Here is a 22,663-nt window from a genome sequence, read left to right as displayed (position 1 = left end):
TAATGGGAGCCCGCCGTTGAGCGTAGCCACCGAAGACCCGGCCCGGACCGGCAACCGGGTCGCGGCGATCCTCGTCTCGCTCGCGCTCGCGGGCAACAACGCGGCGAGTTACGTGCTGAGCCTGGCGGCCGCGCGGATCCTCGCGCCCGGCGCGTTCGGCGAGCTGAGCTCCCTGCTGGCGGTGCTGGTGATCGGCGTCGTCCCGGCGATGGGACTGCAGACGGTCGTCGCCTTGCGGGTGGCGCGTTCGTCGTCGCCGGCGCGGGGTCCGTTGTTCGCGCTCGGGCTGATGACGAGCGGGATCGTCGCGACGGCGGCGTTGACGCTCAGCCCGTTGCTGGTGCTCCTGCTGCACCTGGGCTCGCTGACGCCGGCGCTGCTGGTGACGGCCGCGCTCGGGCCGTTGACGCTGCTGGGGTTGTTCCACGGTCTGCTCCAGGGCGCGCACCGGTTCGCGAGGCTGGCCGGGCTGATCGCGCTGGAGGGGTGCGGCAAGGTCGGCGGTTCCCTGCTCGGCCTGCTCCTGACGGGTTCGACGACCGGCGCGCTGGCGGGAACCGCGTTCGGGTCGGTCGTGGTCGTGGTGGTGGCTTGGCAGCTCTGCGGCCGTCCCCGGCCCCGCTGGGCCGATCGCCACGGTGGCGAAGTACTCCATACGGCGCAAGCGATGCTGGCGCTGGTGCTCCTGGTGAACCTGGACCTGGTGCTGGCGCGGCACACGCTGCCGGCGGGTTCGGCGGGCGAGTACGCGCTGGGGGCGATCGTCACGAAGATCGCGTACTGGCTGCCACAGGCGGTGGGCGTGCTGGTGCTGCCGCGGTTCGCGCTGTCCGCGGGACGGCGGCGCGTGCTGCCGGTGGCGCTGGCGGTGTGCGCCTGCCTGGACGCCGTGGTGCTGCTGGTTTCGGTGGCGGTTGGGCCGTCGTTGCTGGGGCTGATCGGCGGTTCCCGTTACGCCGGCAGCGTGATGCCGGTGTGGCCGTTCGCGCTGGCGGGGTCGATGCTGGCGCTGGTGCAGATCCTGCTGTACGCCCGGCTGGCGGACGGCGACCGGCGGGTGACGGTGCTGATGTGGACGGCGGTGGCCGCGGAGGCGGCGTTGATCTTGTTGTGGTTGCACGGCTCGGCGACGCAGGTGGTCACGGCGGCGGCGTGTTGCGCGGGTGGCCTGGCGGTGGCGGGGGCGATGCTGGAGTTGCGGGCACGCCGAACGCCGTGAATGACTCATTCCTGTCGTCCGACGACAGGAATGAGTCATTCACTACATCCCGGAGCCGGCGGGCCGCGTGAACCAGTCCACGCACGTCGACACCATCGCCGCCGCGGCCAGCAACAGGGCGGCCTGCGTCACCGGGCCGTACGCCCACTCCTGGCCGTGGCCGAGGACCCGGCCCACCACCGACACCGCCGCCGCCACGGCCATGCCGCCGAACGCCAGGTACCGCGGTGCCCGCTCCGAGAACTGGCGGGCCAGCAGGCACGCGATCAGCAGCACCACCGGCAGCATCCCGCCCAGCGCCACCAGCAGCCCGATCAGCACCACCGGTACCGCGGCACCGCCCGCGACGACCGGGAACGGCCGCCGCCGGGCCGGCCACGCCACCGCGATCAGCGTCAGCAGCACCGCCGCCGCGCCGGTCAGCAATCCCGCGCGGTACGCGGAATCCGGCGTGAACGACAGCGAAACCACCCCGCCCGCGCCGGCCGGGACGAGCCACGCCTGCTGCCAGCCGTCGACGCGGGTGCGGGCCAGCTCGCGACCATCCACTGTGGCCACCCAGCCCGCGTTCGCGTTCTCCGGGATCGCCAGCACCGCCTCCTCGCCCGGCCCGACCGTCACCGTGCGGGCCGTCGCGTCCCACGTCCCCACCTGCACCGTCCGGTGCCCCGGCGGCGTGGCCGGCGCCTTCACCGGACGCAGCCACAGGTCCTGGACCACAAAGGACTCCGACCGGTCCGTCCGCAGTTCGTGCCCGCCCGCCGGCAACGCGACGCCGCCCTCGGAATCGCGGCACATCCGCAGCTCCAGTGCGCGGTGGGCGATGATGTCCGCCAGCGTCCCCTGCACCGACGTCCGGTAGTCGAGGCCGTCCAGGTGGATGTTCGGCCCCGACCCGCACGGCACCGTGAACGCCGGGTCCGGGCCGGGCAGCAGCCCGGCCGTCCCCGACAGCTCCAGGCTGCCGATCCCGGCCACCGCGCGGGCCGTGGGATCGTCGTCGTCGCCCGGCAGCACGATCTGCAGCTGGTCGGTGTCCAGCGGTTCGAACGACGCCGACCCGCTCGCGTCCAGCTCGACCGTCCGCGTGCCCGACCGGCCGACCAGCTCCACCTGCCGCGGCACCCGGGCCCCGCTCGACGGCGAAACCCCGATGTGCAGCCCGGAAATCCGCTTCGGCGAGGTCCAGCCCAGGGTCAGCGCCGGCCGCAGGTCCGTGACGTCGGGGCGCCACGTCGTGCCCGCGTCGCCGTCCACCGCCGCGAACCCCGCCGCGGCCGGGTCGCCGGCGAGCTGGGACGTCGAGGCGACCGTCACCCCCGGCAGCTGCACCGGGTTGCGGCCGCCGCCCGACGGCAGCACCGAGCCGCCGACCAGGTACGTCTCTTCGGCCGGGGTGCTGAACAGGCGCCGGATCCCGTCGGGTTCCTCGCCGTCGCGCGCGGCCGAAGCGTCGCACCGGACGGCGTCGCCGACCGGCAGGCACGCGTACCGCGGCGCCGCGCCGCGTGTGAACGAGAAGCCGGGCGCCGGGCCGACCGGCAGGTCCGCGGGCACCTCCAGCGTGCGCTGCGGCTCGGTGCCGGGGATCTTCAGCTCCGCGATCCCGACGTTGCCGTCCTGCCGCCCGACCACCAGCGACAGCAACGTGATCCGCACCTTGCGTGTGACCCCGCCCGCGACGCTGTAGCTGTGCGCGCCCGCACCGCGGATCACCTGCTGGTCGACCGAACCGTTGTCGGTGGTGATCCGGATCCGGGTCGGCGGCCAGCCGACGCGGATGTCGTCCACCAGCTGCAGGTCGATCGCGTTCACCAGCCGCGGGGTGTCCAGCTCCACCTCGAGCCACTGGCCGATCGGCCCGGTGAACGACGACGAGTGCCACGCCGTGCGGGGATCGCCGTCGATCGCGGCGAACGGCTGGTGGCCCGGGTCGGACCCGCCGAACGCGTCCGCGAAGGATGCCGCCGTGGACGCCGTCACCGCGCGGATCCCCCGGTAGGCGGCCACGGTCTGGTGCTCCGGCCCGGGGAACGGCAGCACGTCGCCCGCCGCGCGCTGCTGGCGGTAGGCCTCACCCGCGGTCAGCGTCTGGCTGAGGTTGTCCCGGACGCCGCCGACGTTCCGCTCGGCGCGCCGCAGGCCGTCGGTCACCAGCCGCGGCCCGCCGGGTGAGCCCCCGTCCCCGGTGAGCACGGTCGGTGTCGACGGGTCGAGCTGGCCGGAATCGAGCAGCGGCAGCAGGTTTTCCGGCCCGCCGCTCACCGTCGGTACGTCCTTTGTGGACGTCGCGGTGGCGAGCGGCACCGGCCGCCGCACCTCGTAGACCTCCAGCGGGCCGAACGCCGCCGCCTTGGCGATGCCCGGCGAGCCGGCCAGCCCGGCGCGCAGGGTCGCAATGGGCGGCGCGTTGGTCCGCTCGCGTTCGATGTCGTTGCGCAGCAACAGGAACCGGTAGCCGGACCGCGCGAGCAGCGCGGCGAGCCCGGGATCGCCGCGGCCGTCGGCGAGCGCCGCGTCCACGGAGTCCATCAGCCGGGTGTTCCCTTCGGACCCCAGCGGGACCTGGTTGCGCACCGCCCACGGGCTCTTCGCGATCGCCTGCGCGGGCTCGTCGACCGTGCGGCCCCACTCGTACTCGCCGAACCCGGTGGCCGGCAGCAGCAGCGTCCGGGCGTTCGGGTCGGCCTTCGCGACGTAACCCATGGCGTCGTACCAGTAGCCGGGAACCTCGTCCCAGCCCGGCCCGGACCGCAGGTTCAGCAGCCACGCGGGCGCGGCCATCACCAGCACCAGCAGCAGTCCCAGCGCGGGCCGCAGGAACCGGCGCGCGGACTTCACCCGGGCCGGGCTCGAGATGCCGTGCACGAACGCGAGCACCAGCGGCAACCGCAGCACCGGTTCGAACTTGTGGACGTTGCGCAGCGGCGCGAGCGGCCCGTCGAGCAGGTGCCGGACCTGCTCGGCGACCGGGCTGTCGAGCGTGCCGACGTAGCCGATGGTCAGCAGGGTCAACCCGGTGAGCACGCCGAAGACGAGGAACCGCCGCTCCGGAAGGCCGCGCCGGGTCAGCCCGAACAGGCCGACGCCGGCGACGAGCCCGGTGGCCAGCATCAGCACCGGGTTGTCGATCAGCGACCAGCCGCCCGGCCACCACGGCGTGCCCTGCACGACGTAGGCGACCCACTGGTTGGTCCCGCGCAGCACCTCGAACAGCGACATCGGCGCGGTCGTGTTCGTCGCGGACTCGATGTAGTCCAGGAACGGCAGGCTGTATTCGCCGAGCAGCAGCAGCGGCAGGATCCACCACAGCGTCACGCCGGCGACGAAGGCGAACCACCACAGGACCAGCCTGACGTGCTCGCGCGTCCACTTGCGCGTCAGCAGCCAGAGTCCGGGCAGGACGAGCGCCATCACGACCATCGCGCCGTTGACGCCGCCCATGCACAGCACGGCCAGCGCGGACAGCCCGGCCGCGCGCCGCGGCGAGCCGATCTTCCCGGCCCGCACCAGCGGCACCAGCACCCACGGCAGGAGCACCGCGGGCAGCATTTCCGCGGAGAGACCACCGATTTCGGTCAGCATGCGCGGCGCGAGCGCGTAGCCGAGCGCGCCGATCAGCCGCGTGCGCTCGGTGCCGATCTTCATCGCGCGCGCCAGCAGCAGCGCCCCGCCGAACGCGGCCGACAGCAGGATCGCGCCCCACAGCCGTTGCGCGATCCACGCGGGCACGCCCACCGCCTGGCACAGCGCGAAGAACGGGCCCATCGGGAAGAGGTAGCCGTACGCCTGGTTCTGCAGCTCCCCCGCCGTGGCCTGGGGGTTCCACAGGTGCAGGGCGCGGCCGAGGAAGGCGAGCGGGTCGACGGCGAGGTCGAGCTTGGTGTCGAACGTCGTCTTCCCCGGCATCTGCAGGAACGACAACGTGGTCAGCGCCAGCACGATCCAGGTGCTCGGCCGCCGGAAGAACGCGCCCTTCCGGACGCGCCCGGAAGGCGGGGCGTCGTCCCGGGTTCGTTCGCGGGTGCCGGTTACCATCCGGTAGATACTAGGCGGAAACCTGGCTACCATGTGCCGACGATCCTCCCGAATTCAGGCAGGTGCGCCATCTCGTTCGAAGATGCCTGGGCCTTGGCCGAGCCGGTCAAGGGCTGGATGACGCGCGCGCAGGGCCGAGCGCTGTGGGACGCCGCGTGCCGGCTGGAAAAGGGCGATGTCATCCTGGAAATCGGCAGTCACCAGGGCCGATCCACGATCGTCCTCGGCGCGGCGGCCCGCACGGCCGGGGCCACGGTGATCGCGGTCGACCCCTTCGTGGACGGCCGGCTCTTCGGCGGATCCCCGACGCGGCAACTGTTCGAGCGCAACATCCGCCGTGCCGGCCTGGACGACGTCGTCGAGCTCGTCGCCGGTTACAGCACGGAACTGCGTCCTCACTGGGACCGGCCCCTACAGCTGCTTTACATCGACGGCAAGCACGACTACTGGACCTACACCGACGACCTGCGCTGGTCGGCGCACCTGCCGCAAGGAGCCGAGATCCTGGTCCACGACTGCTTTTCCTCGATCGGCGTCACCCTCGGCACGATCGCGAAGGTCCTCTTCGGACGCCGGTACACCTATGTGGACCGGGCGACGTCGCTGGCGCGGTTCCGGCTGGCCCCACCGTCCGCTTCGGACCGCGTCCGTGTGCTGGCGCAGCTGCCGTGGTTCCTGCGCAACGTGGTCGTCAAGGTGCTGCTGCGCCTGCGCCTCCGCCCGCTCGCACGCCTGCTCGGCCACGACAGCCCGTACGACCCCTACTGACCTCGTGAGTGTTTAGTCGGGTTAGAACCCGACTAAACACTCACGAGGTGACTGGCGTGCCCACCTCGGCTTTCGCGACGCACACCGGCGCGCCCGGGCTCGACAGGCGGACGGCGACGCTGTCGAAGAGGCCGTCCACCGGCAGGTAGAGCGAGTGCAGCCCGGCCTGGAACCAGACCGGCGTGCGGTCCACCAGGCCTTCGCCACCGTCCGAAGTGTAGTAATCGAGCTTGAGCAGATGCCGTCCCAGCACCGGTTTGTCCAGCGCGACGCGCACCGGGGTCTCGCCGATCGCGTAGCCGCAGTTCGGGACCGGGCCGGGGACACCGCGGGAAATCGGGTCCACGCCGGTGATCTTGTGCGGCGTGCCGGTGGCGTCGAGCAGGTGCATCCGGCTCGTCGGCTGGTCGAAGCGCGTGCCGGGCAGCAGGCCGACCACCCGGGACGCGCGCGAGTCCGCGCCGAACCATTCGTGCACCACGTCCGACGGCACGAAGGTGTCGTAGAAGACCAGCTCCGAATCCTCGCCGACGGCGGCGCGCACGTTCGCGACGTACTGCCCCGAATGCTCGAACCGCAACGCCGGGGAAAGCCGGGAAAACCCGACGGCGGAACTGGCGAGCAAAAGCACGCACAGCGCTACCGCGATCGGCCGCTCACGCTTTCCACCGGACGGCGCAACTTCGCCGGGCGGCAGGAAAGCGAACGCTCCACAAAGGGCGGCCACCAGCGCCAGATCGGCGACATACCGGGGATCGTCACCGGCCGACGGGCCCACTTCGCGCAGCCGGGTCAGCGCGAGCAGCGCGACGTCCACGGCGAACACCGCCGCGAGCAGCGCCCAGGCACCCCACGCCCGCCGTCCGCCGCGCCTGCCACCGGCGAGCACCACCGCCAACGCGGCCAGTACCAGCACGACGACCACGACGAACGGCGTCGGCGCCCAGGTCGCACCCGGCCCCGGCCCGGACCACGGTCCACCGGCCAGGCCCGGCAGCAACGTGTCGCCGAGCATCCGGGCGGTCAGGTCGGCGACCGTGCCTGCCGACAGCGGCGACGCGCCCGTGCCGACCTGGCTCGACGTCAGCGCGAAGAAGACCACCACGAACGCCACCAGCAGCGCGGCCTGGCCGAGCCAGTAGCGGGCGTGCTCGCGGAAGGACCGTCCGAGCAGGACGGTCACCGCGGCCAGCAGCACCGGGATCACCACGGCCTTTTCGTAGAACGCGAGACCGAACAACGTCCAGGCGAAGGTCCCCAGCCACCACCGGCCACCGCCGTCCAGGTACCGGACGTGCGCGTGCAACGCCCCGGCGGTGGCCAGCACGACCGGCAGCACCTGGACGCCGAACGACCACCACAGCGTCGGGACCAGCAGCAGCGTCGACGCCGTGAAGACCGTGAACGGCACCAGGATCGCCCACCGGCGGCCGAAACACCGCACGAGCAGGCACCAGAAGTACACCGTCGCGAGCGCTTTCACGAGCAGCAGCGGCAATGCGAACACCGGGAAGTTCAGCGGCGCCCACCAGGTGAGCACGGCGGCGAGGAAGAACCCGCCGGGCTGCAGGTGACCGTGGTAGTCCTGGAAGAGGAAGCCGGGGTCGAACGGCCCGGCCGCGGCCGCCTGCCAGGTGACCACGAAGTCGTCTTGCGCGAAACTCCCGTGCAGCACCGCCCAGGCGTGCAGCGCCAACGGCACCAGTCCCGCGACGAACGCGGCGACGACCACAGTGGACGGTCTTCGGATCGCCCGTGCCGCGGGCTTTTCGGTCAGCTCGACCACGGGTTCCTCACTTCTTGCACGCGGGCGGCTGGCACATGAGCTTGCTCAGCGCTTGGTAGAAGACGTCGGAGATCTTGCGCGGGTCCGGCGTGGTGAAGGACTCGCCGCCGGTCGCGGCGGAGACCTGCCGCAGCTCGCTCGCGTCGATGTCCGGGCCGATGCCGATCCCGATGACGGGCAGCGGTTTCCGCGGGTCCTGCAGCCGGTTCAGCTCGGCCAGCAGGCCGGGCAGCCCGATCGAGTCGCTGTCCTCGTTGCGGCCGTCGGTGAGCACGACGACGACGTTGATCCGGCCGAGCTGCCAGTTCTGGCGGGCGTTCTGGTACGCGGCGAGGATCGAGTCGTACAGGCCGGTCGCGCCGCCGGGCTTCGGCTTGACCGCCTGCAGCGTCGCCACCCCGCCCGCGCCGAGCTGCTGCGAGATCGACCGCATCGGCAGCAGTTCCTTGAAGTCCTTGTCGCCGTCGAGCTTGGTGGAGAACAACCACAGGCCGATTTCGGTGGTCGGCTTGAACAAGCCGAGGCCCTGCGTCGCGGCTTCGAGGGTGAGGGCCATCCGGCTCCGGCCGGTGCCGGGAACGGTGGCGGCCATCGAGCCGGACACGTCGAGCAGCACCTGGACGCGGGCGCTGAGGTTCGCCCCCGCCCACGCTTGGAGCACGGCGTACACCGCCTCCGGCGGCGGTGGGCCGCCCGGGCGCGGCGCGGCGTTCGTCCGCGTGTCACGCGGCCGGTCGCCGAGCAGCTGGCCCGACGGCGTCCGGAACCCACTGTCCGCGAACGCCTTGGTGGCGGTCTGGTCGAGCAGCAGCCGCAGGAAGCGTTCGGCCGCCGACCGCGAGGCCTCCGACGCGCGCGGCAGCACGACGTACGGGTAGTCGAAACCCGGCACGCCGGCGGCCGGGTACGCGGCGACGAGCCGGCGGGCCAGCACCGACTGCTCCGACGCCGGAGACGCGGGGTACGGCTCCTTCACGGCCGACAGCTCGCGGATCTTCTCGGTGAACGCCGCGGCCGGATCGGGCGCGTCCTTGGTGAGCTGCTGCAACCCGATCAACGCGGCGATCGCCGCGGGATCGCGGCCGGGATCGGGGAGCCCGACGGGGTTCGCGGCGAGGACGTCCGACCAGGACGGCGACTTCCCCGGCCAGCCCGCCTGCTTCGCGACTTCGTCGGTGAGCGCCAGCACCACAGGCGAGCTCGCCACCGACTGGCCGGTCTCGGGCAGGTTCCACGCGCCGCCGTCGCGGGCCTGCAGTAGCCACGTGCTCGACTCCGGCACCCAGACGTCCGGGCCGGTCGCGCCGTTGGCTTCGAGGGCGGCGGCGGTGGCCGGCGACGCGCTCGACGTGACTTCGACGCGGTAGCAGTCGCGCTGCGGCACGGTCCCGGCGAGCGCGGTGAGCACCGTCGCGATGTCCGGCGCCGCCGTGACACGCACCGGCGTCGTCGAGTCGCAGCCGCCGCCGGCCAGCCGGTCCTTGAGGTAGTCGACACCGGCCCAGGCGAGCAGGGCGACCACGAGCAGCGCGCTCAGGACGACGACCCGCGCGTCGATCCGCCGGGCCCGCGCCGGGTGTGCCGCCATGCACGTCCTTCCGTGGTGAAGTGCTGGCAGCTTGCCAGCCGGGTGAGCGGGAAGCCAGTACCGGCAGCGGACCGTGACCATCGCCGCGTGAAACCGTGGTGAAGGAATTGCGCCGTGCGGCCGTTTTGGTGATTGACAAGGACTGCGTAACGTTTCCCGCTTGACGCCCGTCCCACTTGGGTAACATCACCATGGCGAATCGCGGAGACGATTTCGCCGTCCCCGAAACGGCGATGAGGCACCGAACGGAGACGCAACCCGTGCGCACGATGTACGACGCGGTGACGGCCGCGAACATCCCCGGCGACGCCAGGATGGTCGCGGGGTACATCGACAAGATCAAAATCGAACCCTGGTCGGCTGCCGACTGGGCGCGCTTTCCCCAGGCCGTGAAGGTCACGATCGTCAAGAAAGCGTCCACCAACGACGGCCACGTCCTGGACGTCGAACCCGGCGACGCCACCCCCGGCGAAGCACCGGGCTGGGTCCGGATGCGCCGCGCGGCGGGCGCGGACCCGACCATCTACTGCAGCCTGTCGACCTGGCCGTCGGTGCGCTCGGCGTTTTCCTCCGCCGGCGTCGCCGAGCCGTACTACTGGATCGCGCACTACAACGGCGATCCCACCATCCCCGCCGGCGCGGTCGCCAAGCAGTACGCCGGCAACGTCGCCCCGGGCTACGACATTTCGTCGGTCGTCGACTTCTGGCCCGGAGTGGACGGAACCGCACCCGCCTCGACTGGAGTGGAGATCATGGAGCGCATCACCGTCACCCCGCCGAACGGCGAGCAGCACGCCGTCCGCGTCTTCCTGTCCGGCAGCCCCGGCTCGGCGGTCGTGATCCGCCCCCGCCTCGGCGGCGACGGTTTCTCGAAGCCGATGTGGATCGGCGACATCTTCGCGTGGGGCAACGACCACCAGGGCGTCGGCCACAACCCGACGCAGACACCGGGCTACAACAACAAGCTGACGTCCCACCGCCGCTACGACCTGCCGGGCGCGGTGTGGGCGGACATCAACTACAGCTCGGCGGACCCCTTCGAGATCGACATCGTCGGGTAGCGCGCCGCGAGCTCCGGCTTGGGTTGCCGTTGCCCATGCCCGGCGGCGGCGAGGTCGCGAATGACTCATTCGGGACGCCAGAGGTCCCCAATGACTCATTCGCGACGTCCCCCGCCGCGGGAATCGGGACCGGGCGCGGCCGGACTGTCAGGCGGGCAGCGCACGGCGCGGGCCAGGGCTCGGATGCGCGTGAAGGAGTCGGCGGGCGTAGCGGCGCGCGACCGGGCACCGGCTGACGCTGCCCGGCGGCGAGGTCGCGAATGACTCATTCGGGACGCCAGAGGTCCCCAATGACTCATTCGCGACGTCCCAGCCGCGCCGGGGTAGCGCTCAGGTGGGTGGCAGCGCTCGGCACAACGCGTCGAGCGCTGCCGCGTAAGCGTGCTCCGGCGGCGTCGCGTACCCCACCACCAAGCCGTCCATTGTGGACATCCTCGCCGCCGGGTGGCGGAACGTGGACAGCCCGTCCAGCGCGAGTCCCTGCCACACCGCGGCTTTCACCGCCGACGCCTCCGTCCCCGGCGGCAACCGCAGCACCGCGTGCAAGCCCGCCGCGATGCCGGTCGGCACTACATGCGGAGCCCGCTCGGCCAACGTCGCCACCAGCAGGTCGCGACGGCGGCGGTAGCGCTGCCTCATGCGGCGGATGTGCCGGTCGTACGAACCCGAAGCCAGGAACTCCGCCAGCGTCAACTGGTCCAGCACGCCCGCCCACGCCTCGCGCTCGCCCTTCGCCGCGAGCACCGGGTCGACGAGGTGCGCGGGCAGCACCAGCCAGCCCAGTCGCAGCGCCGGGGACAGGCTCTTGCTGACCGAACCGACGTACACCACGTGGTCCGGGTCCAGGCCCTGGACCGCGCCGACCGGTTTGCGGTCGTAGCGGAACTCGCCGTCGTAGTCGTCCTCGATCAGCACGCCGCCGGTCGTGCGGATGTGGCCGAGGACCGTGGTGCGGCGGTCGTGGTGCAGGGGGCCGCCGGTCGGGAACTGGTGGGCCGGGGTCAGCAGCACCGTCGGGACGTCGAGGTCGTCGACACGCGCGCCGTGCTCGTCCAGGTCCAGGGGGACGGTCGGCACCGAAGCCGCGGTGAAGATCGTGCGGTGGAACGCGAGGCCGTAGGACTCGACGGCGAGCGGGCCGGGCAGCACCGCGGGGAACAGCAGGCGCAGGGCGTGCGCGAAACCCGAGCACACCACGATCCGCTCCGGCGACGTCCGCACGCCGCGGGCCCGGGCCAGGTACTGGGCGAGCGCTTCCCGCAGTTCACGGCGGCCGCGCGGGTCGCCGGGGCCGAAAGCGTCGTGCGGGGCCACGTTCAGCGCGCGGCGCGCCGCGGCGAGCCATTCGGTGCGGGGGAACGACGTCGCGTCCGGCTGGCCCTGGCGCAGGTTGTACCGCGGGGCCGGCGCGGACGGCGCTTTCCGCGGCACCCGCACCGGTTCGAGCGGCTCGGCCCGCTCGGCGACGCGGGTGCCGGAGCCCTGGACGGCGGTGAGCCAGCCCTCGGCGACCAGCTCGGCGTAGGCGTCGGCGACGGTGTTGCGCGCCAGGCCGAGGTCCGCGGCCAGTGACCGGTACGGCGGCAGCCGGGTGCCCGGGGCGAGCCGTCCGGCGCGGACGGCGTCCCGCAGCGCGGTGATCAGCGCGGTCCGCTTGCCGCCGGTGCCCGGCAGCTCCAAGTGCAGGTCGGCGCCCAGCCGCTCCCCCGAATTGACCCACGAATCCACCACGGAAATGCACCCTACACACAGGTCAAACAAGCCATAGATTTCTGGTCATGACGAACCGAGTGAACTTCGCGAAGACCGCCCCGAAGGCCTTCAAGGCCCTGATCGGCTTCGACGCCGCCGCCCGCGCCGGGCTCGACCCCGCGCTGGTGGAGCTGGTCCAGATCCGCGCGTCGCAGCTCAACCGCTGCGCCTACTGCCTGCACATGCACACCTCCGACGCCCGCAAGGCCGGCGAGAGCGAGGAGCGCCTACACCTGGTGCAGGTGTGGCCCGAGGCCACGAACTTCTTCAGCGAGAAGGAACAAGCCGCGCTGGCGCTGACCGAAGCCGTCACGCTCGTCCAGGGCGGCGTCCCCGACGACGTCTACGCCCGCGCCGCCGGCCAGTTCGGCGAAGAAGAACTGGCCCAGCTGCTCGCGCTGATCTTCACCATCAACACGTGGAACCGCATCGCCATCTCCACGGCGAAGGTGCCCGGCACGGACGAACGCGTGGCCCGCTGAGGCGTCAGCGCAGCGTCTCGTTGAGCACTTCGCGGTGCGTCCGCTTCGCCGCGAGGTAGCGCTCGCGGCCGGCGTCGGTGATCGTCACGAAGATGCCGCGCCGGTCCACTTCGCACAGTGCGCGCTCGACCAGGCCTTCCTTCTCCAGCCGGGCGACCAGGCGGGACGTGGCGCTCTGGCTCAAGTGGATGGCGCCGGTGAGGTCGGCCGAGCGGCACTTGAAGTCGCAGGTCGCGAGGCGCTCGAGGGCCTCGAACTCGTTCGCGCCGATCCCGTGGCGCTCCTGCAGGCGGCACTCGAGCGTGCTGAACACGGCCGAATAGCGCGCCAGCAGCTCGTGCCACTCCTGCACCAGGCCTTGCTCAGCGACGTCGCTCACGGCGACCAACTTAGCATGCACGCACATCAGATGCAAACTCATTAAATGCTTAGACATTAGATGCGTGTGCATGTACTGTCGCCGCCATGAGCTCTTCCGTGTCTTTGTCCACCACCTCCACGCGGTGGGACGCACGTCTCTGGGGTGTCCTGCTCACCGTTTCGATCGTCATCGGCCTCGACGCGCTCGACGTGTCGATGGTCGGTGTCGCGCTGCCGGCCATCCAGGCCGACCTCGGCCTGTCCACGAACGCGCTGCAATGGGTCGTCAGCGGGTACGTGCTCGGCTACGGCGGGCTGCTGCTGCTCGGCGGCCGCACCGCCGACCTGCTCGGCCGCCGCCGGGTGTTCCTCGTCGCCGTCGCCGTGTTCGCGCTGGCCTCGCTGCTCGGCGGGCTCGTCGACGACGGCGCGCTGCTCATCGCCAGCCGGTTCATCAAGGGCCTGGCCGCCGCGTTCACGGCGCCGGCCGCGCTGTCCATCATCACCACGACGTTCCAGGAGGGCCCGGCCCGCAACAAGGCGATCAGCATCTTCGCCGTGTTCGGCGCGAGCGGGTACTCCGCCGGGCTGGTGTTCTCCGGACTGCTGACCGAGGTCGGCTGGCGCTGGACGTTCCTGCTCCCGGCGCCGATCGCGCTGGTCGCGTTCGTCGCCGCGTGGAAGCTGATCCCGACTTACCAGCGTGAAGAAGGCCGCGGCTACGACTTCCCGGGCGCCATCACCGGCGCCGCCGGCTCGCTGCTGCTGGTGTTCGGCGTCGTCGAGGCGCCGGAGATCGGCTGGGCCGCGCCGCGCACGCTCATCACGTTCGTGGTCGCGCTGGCCCTGCTGGTGACGTTCGTGGTCATCGAAAAGCGCAGCGCGCACCCGTTGCTGCGGCTGGGCATCCTGCGCTCGGGCCCACTGGCCCGCGCCAACCTCGGCGGCGCGCTGTTCTTCGGCGCGTACATCGGGTTCCAGTTCGTCGTGATGCTCTACCTGCAGCGGGTGCTGGGCTGGTCCGCGCTGCAGACGGCGCTGGGCTTCCTGCCCGCCGCCCTGATCGTGGCGTTCGGCTCGCCGCGCATCGAGCCGCTGATCGACCGCGTCGGTACCCCGCGCACGATCTTCGCGGGCGTGGTCGCGCACGTCCTCGGCTACGCGCTGTTCCTGCGCGTCGACGAACACTCGGGTTACGCGGGCTTCGTCCTGCCCAGCATGATCCTGCTCGGCATCGGCTTCACGCTGGCGTTCTCGTCGCTCAACATCCAGGCCACGAACGGCGTCGCCGACAACGAGCAGGGTCTGGCCGGCGGTCTGCTGAACACGTCCCTGCAGGTGGGCGGCGCGATCGGCCTGGCGGTGGTGACGGCGGTCCTGACCGCCAACGGCGGCCGCGAGGCCTCCCCGGCCGCGCTCCTGACCGGGCTGACCCCGGCGTTGAGCGTGGTCACCGGCATCGCGGTGCTGGGCCTGCTGATCGCGATCAGCGGCCTCGCCGCCCGCAAGCGCCCGGCGCCCGAGCCGGTCCCCGAAGGTGATCTGCTGGCCCTCGCCGACTGACCGCGTGTAGTGAATGACTCATTCCTGTCGTCCGACGACAGGAATGAGTCATTCACTACGTTCGGGGCGGGGTGAGGCCCTCCGCTAACCGACCGGGCCTTCGATCGCCTTGACCGGTACCTGACGCTGCGCGCCGCCGGCGTTGGTCACCGTCAGGGTCAGCTGGTCGCCCGGGTGGTGGGTGTCCATCACGCTGGTCAACGTCGTCGCCGAGTCGACCGGCTTGCCGTCGATGGCCGTGATGACGTCACCCGCCACGAGCCCCGCCTTCTGCGCCGGGCCGCGCGGGACCACCTGGCGGACCTGGGCGCCGCCCTGTCCGTCGGTGACCGAGACGCCGATGAACGCCGTCTTGCCGATGTGGACCGTGTCCGACGCGGTGCCCGCGACGATCTGGTGGGCGATGTCGATCGCCTTGTTGATCGGGATGGCGAAGCCCTGGCCGGCGCCGCCGCTGCGGCGGCCGTTGAGCTGGTAGCCGGTGGACGCGGCCGTGTCGACGCCGATGACCTGCGCGTCCGCGTTGACCAGCGGGCCGCCGGAGTCACCCGACTCGATGTTCGCCCGGACCTGGATCAGGCCCTTGAGCTGCTCGGACGAGCCGCTGGACTCGTCGGACGCGGTGATCGACTGGTCCAGCGCGGTCACCGTGCCGGGCGCGGGCACCGGGTCGCCGCCCTTGCCGCCCGCGTTGCCGAGGCCGAGGATCTGGTCGCCGACCGCGACCTTCGACGAGTCGCCGATGACGGCGGTGGGCAGGCCGGACGCCTTCCGCAGCTGCAGGACCGCCACGTCTTCGCTGCGGTTGTAGCCGACGACGTCCGCGGTGTAGGTGTCGCCGGTGCCGATGCTGGTCGCCTTGATGCTGGTCGCCCCGGCGACGACGTGGTTGTTGGTGAGCACCTCCCCGTCGGGGGTCAGCACGATGCCCGTGCCCGCCGCGGCCGCGCCCTGCAGGCCGAGCTCGGTCTCGATGTTCACGATGGCCGGGTTGACCTTGGCCGACACGGCGTCGACGTCGAGCACCGTCTGTGCCGCGCTGGGCTGGCCGGAGAAGCCGAAGTTCTGGTTGCCGCCCGCGGTGGGGCTGGTCGTGCCGGCGATCAGGTGCCCGATACCGAGCCCGGCGACCACGGCCAGCGCGATCGCGACCACCGCGACGGTGAGCGCCCGGAGCGGGTGCCGCTTGCGCGGCGGCACCGGTGGGGGCGGCGGATAGGCGGGGAACTGCTGCGCGTACGGGCGGCCCCACTGGTCACGGGGCTGGTCGTAGTACTGCTGCTGCCCGTAGTACTCCGGCCCGTAGTACTGCTGGTGAGGCGGGTATTCGCCGCCACCCTGCGGTCCTCGGTCGTACTCGCTCATGCACAGCTCCAGCCCTCGACTACGCCTCCGGCCCTTCCATGGAACGCCCGTTTCCTGAGAATTTCCTGGCGCGCGTCCATGGACTCGCTGTGGATTTACCCGGCTCCCCCGGCCGGTAACCACCCCTTCACGCTCACCGCCGGATCCGGTCCATGCCGGGATCGACCAGTGGCTCGGCGGCCACGGTGGCCGCGACCCGGCGGCCGAAGTACTCGATCTCCACACTGTCGCCGACGTCCACCGACGGCGGGAGCCACGCGTAGGCGATCGGCCGCCCCACGGTGTACCCGTAAGCCGCGCTCGTGACGTAGCCCGAAGCCACGCCGTCGACGAACACCGGTTCCTTGCCCAGCACCACCGTGCGGCCGTCGTCGATCGTCAGGCACCGCAGCCGCCGCGCCGGGGTCCGCCCTTCCAGCGCGTCCCGGCCCAGGAACTCCCCCTTCGCCGGGCGCACCGCGAAGTCGACACCGGCCTCGGCCGGGTCGTGCTCGGTCGTCATGTCGGTGCCCCACAGCCGGTAGCCCTTCTCCAGCCGCAGGCTGTTGAACGCCGCGCGCCCGGCCGCGATGACGCCGAGGGGCTGCCCGGCCGCCCACAGCGCGTCCCACAGCCGCAGCCCGTTGTCCGCGCTGGTGTAGATCTCCCAGCCGAGTTCGCCCACATAGGACAGTCGCATGGCGACCACCGGCACCCCGGCGATCCGCGCCCGGCGCGCCCGGAAGTACTTCAACCCGGCGTGCGAGAAGTCTTCCCGGCTCAACGGCTGCACGAGATCCCGCGCCAGCGGGCCCCAGACGCCGACGCAGCACGTGCCGCCGGTGGTGTCCCGGACCTGGACACCGGCGGGCGCGTGCTTGACGAAGTGGTCGACGTCGATGTTCCCGTTGATCCCGACCTGGAACAGCTCCGGACCGAGCCGCGCCACCGTGACGTCGCTGCGGATCCCGCCGGCCGCGTCGAGCATCAGCGTGTAGGTCACCGAGCCCACCGACTTGGCGAGCTGGTTGGTGGTCAGCGACTGCAGGAACTCCAGCGAGCCCGGCCCGCTGATCTCCACGCGCTTCAACGGCGTCATGTCGTAGAGCGCGACACCGTTGCGCGTCTGCCACGCTTCGGCCGCCGCGATCGGCGAGTGGAACTGGGCCGACCACGCGTCCCGCGCCGGCGGGAGCGCGTCGTGCGGCAGCTTCTTCAGCAGCGGCGCGTTGGCCTCGAACCAGTGCGGCCGCTCCCAGCCGCCCGCTTCCAGGAACACCGCGCCCAGTTCGCGCTGCCGCGCGTGGAACGGCGTCACGCGCAGTTCGCGCGGGGAAAGCTTGGGCTGCAACGGGTGCAGGACGTCGTAGACCTCCACGAAGCTCTGCTGCGCGGTCTCGTGCACGTACGAGGGCGCGACCTGGACTTCCTCGAAGCGGTGGACGTCGATCTCGTGTACGTCCACTTCGGCGTGGCCGTCGACGAGCAGCTCGGCGACCGCCTTCGCGATGCCCGCGGAGTGCGTCACCCAGATCGCCTCGGCCAGCCAGAACCCGCGGACGTCGGCGGACTCGCCGACCAGCGACTGGCCGTCCGGGGTGAAGGAGAAGATGCCGTTGAAGCCCTCTTCGACCTTGGTGCCGCCCAGCGCGGGCAGCAGCAGCTTGCTCTGCTCCCACGACGACGCGAAGTCGTCCTCGGTGAACGGCAGCATCGACGGCATCGCCGTATCCGTCACCGAGTGGTCCAATGTGGACTCTTCGACCGGCATCGGCCGGTGCGCGTAGGAGCCGATGCCGATCCGATCGACGTGCTCGCGGAAGTACAGGTCCTGGTCCTGGTGCCGCAGGATCGGCAGGCTCGCCTCGACCGCTTCGGTATTGCGGCCGGCCAGCTCGTCGACCCGCCCGGTCTTGACGTACTGGTGCGCCAGCGGCAGCAGCGGGACGTCCATGCCCACCATCGCGCCGATTTCCCGGCCCCAGAACCCGGCGCACGAAACCACGACGTCGGCCGCGAAGTCGCCGTGGCCGGTCCGGACCCCGGTGACGCGCCCGTTCTCCTGGAGGACCTCGGTCACCGTCGTGGACCCGATGAACCGGGCGCCCCGCGCGGTCGCCCGCTCGGCGAGCACTTCGACGGCCTTCGCGGCCCGCGCCAGCCCGTCGGTCGGGGTGTGCAGCGCGCCGAAGACCTGCGACCCGTCCAGCAGTGGCCAGCGGTGCACGCACTCGCCGGCGTCGATCAGCGAGCCCGGCACGCCCCACGACGTCGCCCAGCCGTGCTTGCGCTTGAGGTCCTCCCAGCGGGCCGGCGTCGTCGCGACCTCCATGCCGCCGACCTGGAGGAAGCAGTCCAGCTCCAGGAACTTCTCGACGGTGTACTTCGCGAAGTCCGTCATCGCCTTGGACGCGTTGGTCTGGAACACCAGGCCGGGCGCGTGCGACGTCGACCCGCCGGTGCGCGGCAGCGGCCCGCGGTCGAGCACGGTGACGTCGGTCCAGCCCCGGGCGGTCAGCTCGTCGGCGAGGTTCGCGCCGACGATGCCGGCGCCGATGATCACGACTTTCGGTGCGGTCATGGCGATCTCCTAACGGAATACCACAGTGCTGTTGCCGTTGAGCAGGACCCGGCGTTCGCAGTGCCAGCGCACCGCGCGGGAAAGGGCGAGGGCTTCGGCGTCGCGGCCGACGGTCACGAGCTCGCGCGGCGAGTACGTGTGGTCGACGCGCTGCACCTCCTGCTCGATGATCGGGCCCTCGTCGAGGTCGGGCGTGACGTAGTGCGCGGTCGCGCCGACGTACTTGACGCCCCGGTCGTAGGCCTGGTGGTAGGGCTTGGCGCCCTTGAACCCGGGCAGGAACGAGTGGTGGATGTTGATCGCGCGGCCCTCGAGCTTCCGGCAGAGCGCGTCGGACAGCACCTGCATGTACCGGGCCAGGACGATCAAGTCCACTTCGTACTCCCCGACCAGGTCGAGCAGCCGCTGCTCGGCTTCCGGCTTGGTACCGGCTGTGACGGGGACGTGCACGAACGGGACGCCTGCCGCCTCGGCCATCGGCCGCAGGTCTTCGTGGTTGGACACGACCACGGCGATCTCCGCGCCGAGCCCGCCGGCGCGCCAGCGGAAGAGCAGGTCGTTGAGGCAGTGCCCGAACTTCGACACCATGACCAGGATCCGCGGCGGCGTGCCGTCGGAGAAGCCGAACTCCATGTCGAAGTCCCCGGCCACCGGTGCGAACGCCCGCGTGAGATCGTCCACCGTGGTCTCCCCGGCGCACGTGAACGACGTGCGCAGGAACAGCGAGCCGCGGACGTCGTCGTCGAACTGCTGGTGCTCGACGATGTCGCAGCCCTGCCCGACGAGGAACGTCGTCACGGCGTGCACGAGGCCCGAGCGTTCGGGGCACCTGAGCGTCAAGGTGAAGGTCATGAGACGTACTCCGAGCTCGCGTCGGCCAGCCACGCCTTGAAGTAGTCCGAAAAGGACTGGCGCACGAGGATGGTGAAGCCTTCTTCCCGGACCATCAGCACGATCCCGGTGCGCGCCAGCAGCGTCTGCACACAGGTCCCCGGCGGCGCCGCCTCGAGGTCGATCGAGCACCCGTGCGCCAGCACCTCAGCCGCGTCCGGCCCGGTCAGCCGCACGACGTTGCGCTGCGCCGAGACGTCCACGACGGCCGCACTTTCACGTGAAAGTGCGGCTTCCAGCTCGGCTTGGCGGCCGGGTTCGGCGAGGACGAGGTACTCGTCGGGGCCCATCCAGAGGACGTCGACGCCGTTGCTGCTGGTGTACGTGCAGGGCTCGGGCAGGGCGACGCCGAGCAGGGAGTGCCCGTCGCGGAGGCGGACGGTGAGCTGGGTGCGGAACGGTTCGTCGACCGCGTCAACCGTCACGGCGGGCTCCTTCCTTGTCGAACAGCACGGACTCGGTGACGGTCACCGGCACGACCTGGTCCCCGACCGGGACGTACAGCGTTTCGCCGATCCGCTCCCGGCCCGAGCGCACCAAAGCGAGGGCGAAGGTGCGGCCGAGGGCGGCGCTGTCGTAGCTGGAGGTGACGTGGCCGAGCATCCGCACCGGGGGTTCGGGCACGGTCTCCGATTCGATGATCTGCGCCCCTTCGGGCAGCAGCACCGACGGATCCACGGGGAGCAAACCGACGAACTGCTTGCGGTCGGGCCGGTTGTTCTCCGCGCGGGCGAAGGACCGCTTGCCGAGGAAGTCGGCCTTCTTCTTCGACACCGCCCAGGACAGGCCGAGGTCCTGCGGGGTGACCGTGCCGTCGGTGTCCTGCCCGATGATCGGGTAGCCCTTCTCGGCGCGCAGGACGTGCATGGTCTCCGTGCCGTACGGCGTGGCGCCCTGGTCCACTATGGACTGCCACAGCGCGGGCCCGTGCCACGACGGGACGTTGATCTCGTAGGCCAGCTCGCCGGAAAAGCTGATCCGGCAGACGCGAGCCTGGAGACCGGCGACCTCGGCGTCCTGCCAGGTCATGAACCCGAAGGCTTCGTTGGAGACGTCGAGGTCCGGCGCCAGGCGGCCCAGCACCTCGCGGGAGCGCGGGCCGACCAGCGGGATGGTGGCCCAGTGCTCGGTGACCGACGTCGCGAAGACCCGCAGGTGCGGCCATTCGGTCTGCAGCCACTCTTCCATCCACTCGAGGACCATCGCCGCGTTGCCGGTCGTGGTGGTGACGAGGAAGCGCTCCTCGCCGACGCGGATGACCGTGCCGTCGTCGATCACCATGCCGTCGACGCCGCACATCACGCCGTAGCGGATGCGGCCGACCTTGAGGGTGCTCATCATGTTCGTGTAGAGCATGTCGAGGAACCAGCCGGCGTCCGGGCCTTGGACGTCGATCTTGCCCAAGGTGGACCCGTCCATCAGCGCGACGTCGTTCCGCGCGGCCCGGCATTCGCGGCGGACGGCGTCGTGCATCGACTCACCGGGCCGGGGGTAGTACCACGGCCGTTTCCACTGCCCGACGTTCTCGAACTCGGCGCCGTGCTCGACGTGCCACGGGTGGATCGTGGTGACGCGCACGGGGTCGTGCAGCTCGCCGCGGTTCCGCCCGGCCAGCGCGGCGAACGAGACCGGCGTGTACGGCGGCCGGAACGTCGTCGGGCGGCGGTCGGCGAGGTCGACGCCGAGCGCCTCGGCCGTGATGCCCGCGGCGAGCATGCCGGACGTCTTGCCCTGGTCGTGCGCGGTGCCGATGGTGGTGTACCGCTTGACGTGCTCCAGCGAGGTGAGCCCGGCGCCCGTGGCGCGCAGGACGTCGGACACCGTGGCGTCGCGCTGCTGGTCCACGAACCGGGTGTCCACTTCGGACGCCGGTGCGGGCACCTGCCAGAGCACCTTCGTCTCCGGGAGGCCTTCGCCGGCCGCGGCACCCACGACGCTCACGTTCGGCAGGTCACCGGCCGGGACGTAGGCCCCGAGTTCCGGCGAGTAGCGCAGGGTGCCGCGGGCCTGGCTGTAGAGGTGCACGGCCGGGTTCCAGCCGCCGGACACGAGCAGCAGGTCGCACGGCACCCGCTCCCCCTCCAGCGAACCCAGCGGAGCGACGTGCGCGGCGGTGATGTGCACGTCGCCGTCGGTGCCGAGCACGCCGTAGCCCTCGCGGGCATCCACGATCCGCACGATCTCCGCCCCGGCTCGCGCCAGATCGGAGGCAGCCTCGTACGCGGAGTCGTTGGTGGTGAACACGACCACGCGCTGCCCGGCCAGGACGCCGTAGCGGTTCAAGTAGGTACGGGCGGCCGAAGCCAGCATGATGCCGGGGCGGTCGTTGTCCGGGAAGACGATCGGCCGCTCGTGCGCGCCGGTGGCCAGTACGATCTTCCGAGCCCGGATCCGCCAGACCCGCTGCCGCGAAACGCGTTCGGGTGCCGATGGCTCGCCCCGGCGCTGCAAAGCCAGCACGAACCCGTCGTCGTAGACGCCGAACGCCGTGGTGCGCGAAAGGAACCGGACTCCCTCGGGTGCCTCGCCGTCGGGCTGGTCGTCGACCAGCAGGACCCGGCCTTCCGCCGAAGCAGCGGCGGCGCGCCCGGCCGGCCCGGCGCCGATCACCAGGACGTCGCAGTGGGCGTGCTTGGCGTCGTACCGCGCCGGGTCCGGTTCGGTGGCGAGCCGCCCCTGACCGCGCAGGCCACGAGCCACCAGGCCGTCGTACAGCTCGACGGTGGTGGCCGACAGCATCGGCTCCGGGAACGGCGCTTCGATCTGCACCAGTGCGTTCGAGTCCTCGACCCCCGCTCCGAAGATGCCGCGCGGCCGGCCGTACTTGATGCTGGTCGCGACCCGGTGGACGCCGTTGGCCAGCAACGCGGAAGCCAGCGTGTCGCCGAGGAACCCGGTCAGCTCGCGGCCGTCGAAGGTGAACTTGAGCGGGACGCCGGACAAGCGGGTCATGGGATCACCGGCCGGGGTTCGTCGAGGCGGTAGACCGCCTTCAGGTCGTGGGTGCGGGTGTCGCGGACGGCGTTGAACCACCGGCGGCAGCCCGCCGAGTGGCTCCAGCGCTCGGCCAGCGGGCCGCTGGGGTTGGCGCGGAAGAACACGAACTTCGCCCAGTCCTCATCGGACAGTGCCGCCGGGTCTTCCGGGTAGGCGACGTGGGCCTGGCCGCCGTAGTGGAACTCGGCTTCCTCGCGCGGCCCGCACCACGGGCAGGGGATCAGTTGCACAGG

General features: G+C 71.5%; 16 protein-coding genes. 5 read left to right on the top strand and 11 right to left on the bottom strand.

From position 1 onward, the window contains the following. Window positions 1-16: 16 nt before the first annotated feature. Window positions 17-1,219, top strand: coding sequence for a polysaccharide biosynthesis protein (locus SD460_RS15850; protein WP_290058199.1), 1,203 nt, complete (start codon window positions 17-19; stop codon window positions 1,217-1,219). A gap of 42 nt (window positions 1,220-1,261) precedes the next feature. On the opposite strand, the gene SD460_RS15845 is transcribed toward SD460_RS15850, so the two are convergent. Continuing rightward, window positions 1,262-5,257, bottom strand: a complete 3,996-nt coding sequence (locus tag SD460_RS15845) for an alpha-(1->3)-arabinofuranosyltransferase domain-containing protein (RefSeq protein ID WP_318306293.1) — start codon at window positions 5,255-5,257, stop codon at window positions 1,262-1,264. Between the two features lie 93 nt (window positions 5,258-5,350). On the opposite strand from SD460_RS15845, the gene SD460_RS15840 reads away from it, so the two are divergent. Next, a complete protein-coding gene (locus tag SD460_RS15840) occupies window positions 5,351-6,025 on the top strand; it encodes a class I SAM-dependent methyltransferase (protein ID WP_290058197.1) in 675 nt (224 codons plus the stop codon). Between the two features lie 40 nt (window positions 6,026-6,065). Here SD460_RS15840 and SD460_RS15835 read toward each other — a convergent pair whose 3' ends face one another. Next, window positions 6,066-7,811, bottom strand: coding sequence for a glycosyltransferase family protein (locus SD460_RS15835; protein ID WP_290058196.1), 1,746 nt, complete (start codon window positions 7,809-7,811; stop codon window positions 6,066-6,068). 7 nt (window positions 7,812-7,818) lie between these two features. Beyond that, window positions 7,819-9,399: a substrate-binding domain-containing protein gene (locus SD460_RS15830; RefSeq protein ID WP_318306292.1), complete on the bottom strand. Its 1,581-nt coding sequence runs from the start codon at window positions 9,397-9,399 to the stop codon at window positions 7,819-7,821. Window positions 9,400-9,659: 260 nt separating this feature from the next. Between SD460_RS15830 and SD460_RS15825 the strand changes: the two genes are divergently transcribed. Further along, window positions 9,660-10,460, top strand: coding sequence for a glycoside hydrolase family 25 domain-containing protein (locus SD460_RS15825; protein ID WP_290058194.1), 801 nt, complete (start codon window positions 9,660-9,662; stop codon window positions 10,458-10,460). A 330-nt stretch (window positions 10,461-10,790) separates the two neighbouring features. Here SD460_RS15825 and pdxR read toward each other — a convergent pair whose 3' ends face one another. Further along, window positions 10,791-12,191 carry a MocR-like pyridoxine biosynthesis transcription factor PdxR gene (gene pdxR / locus SD460_RS15820; RefSeq protein ID WP_290058193.1) on the bottom strand — a complete coding sequence of 467 codons (1,401 nt, stop codon included), beginning with the start codon at window positions 12,189-12,191 and terminating at the stop codon, window positions 10,791-10,793. A gap of 47 nt (window positions 12,192-12,238) precedes the next feature. Here pdxR and SD460_RS15815 point away from each other — a divergent pair, with 47 nt between their 5' ends. Then, window positions 12,239-12,694, top strand: a complete 456-nt coding sequence (locus SD460_RS15815; RefSeq protein WP_290058192.1) for a carboxymuconolactone decarboxylase family protein — start codon at window positions 12,239-12,241, stop codon at window positions 12,692-12,694. 4 nt (window positions 12,695-12,698) lie between these two features. Here SD460_RS15815 and SD460_RS15810 read toward each other — a convergent pair whose 3' ends face one another. Continuing rightward, on the bottom strand, window positions 12,699-13,073 hold the full coding sequence (locus SD460_RS15810) for a MarR family winged helix-turn-helix transcriptional regulator (RefSeq protein ID WP_290058191.1): 375 nt from the start codon (window positions 13,071-13,073) through the stop codon (window positions 12,699-12,701). A gap of 86 nt (window positions 13,074-13,159) precedes the next feature. Here SD460_RS15810 and SD460_RS15805 point away from each other — a divergent pair, with 86 nt between their 5' ends. Further along, window positions 13,160-14,617 (top strand): MFS transporter, encoded by a 1,458-nt coding sequence (locus SD460_RS15805; RefSeq protein WP_290058190.1) that lies wholly within the window; start codon window positions 13,160-13,162, stop codon window positions 14,615-14,617. Window positions 14,618-14,701: 84 nt separating this feature from the next. On the opposite strand, the gene SD460_RS15800 is transcribed toward SD460_RS15805, so the two are convergent. The 6 genes from SD460_RS15800 to SD460_RS15775 all read right to left on the bottom strand — a co-directional run bounded on the left by SD460_RS15800 (window position 14,702) and on the right by SD460_RS15775 (window position 22,660). Then, window positions 14,702-15,982, bottom strand: coding sequence for a S1C family serine protease (locus SD460_RS15800; RefSeq protein WP_290061610.1), 1,281 nt, complete (start codon window positions 15,980-15,982; stop codon window positions 14,702-14,704). Window positions 15,983-16,115: 133 nt separating this feature from the next. Next, entirely contained in the window at window positions 16,116-18,542 is a 2,427-nt protein-coding gene (locus SD460_RS15795) for a GcvT family protein (protein WP_290061611.1), read from the bottom strand. Window positions 18,543-18,551: 9 nt separating this feature from the next. Next, the gene (purU, locus tag SD460_RS15790; protein ID WP_290061612.1) at window positions 18,552-19,394 is read right to left on the bottom strand and encodes a formyltetrahydrofolate deformylase; all 843 of its coding nucleotides are present in this window, start codon (window positions 19,392-19,394) and stop codon (window positions 18,552-18,554) included. Continuing rightward, window positions 19,391-19,858, bottom strand: a complete 468-nt coding sequence (locus SD460_RS15785; RefSeq protein WP_318306291.1) for a sarcosine oxidase subunit gamma — start codon at window positions 19,856-19,858, stop codon at window positions 19,391-19,393. The genes purU and SD460_RS15785 overlap by 4 nt, the downstream gene beginning before the upstream one ends. After that, a complete protein-coding gene (locus SD460_RS15780; protein ID WP_290058122.1) occupies window positions 19,848-22,385 on the bottom strand; it encodes a 2Fe-2S iron-sulfur cluster-binding protein in 2,538 nt (845 codons plus the stop codon). Before SD460_RS15780 ends, SD460_RS15785 begins: the two co-directional genes overlap by 11 nt. Continuing rightward, window positions 22,382-22,660 carry a sarcosine oxidase subunit delta gene (locus tag SD460_RS15775; protein ID WP_155541494.1) on the bottom strand — a complete coding sequence of 93 codons (279 nt, stop codon included), beginning with the start codon at window positions 22,658-22,660 and terminating at the stop codon, window positions 22,382-22,384. Before SD460_RS15775 ends, SD460_RS15780 begins: the two co-directional genes overlap by 4 nt. Window positions 22,661-22,663 lie beyond the last annotated feature (3 nt).

It is taken from the genome of Amycolatopsis solani (genome assembly GCF_033441515.1).
Lineage (GTDB): Bacteria > Actinomycetota > Actinomycetes > Mycobacteriales > Pseudonocardiaceae > Amycolatopsis > Amycolatopsis solani.
Note: the sequence above shows the minus strand (reverse complement) of the source record. Positions and strands in the feature narration are given on the sequence as shown.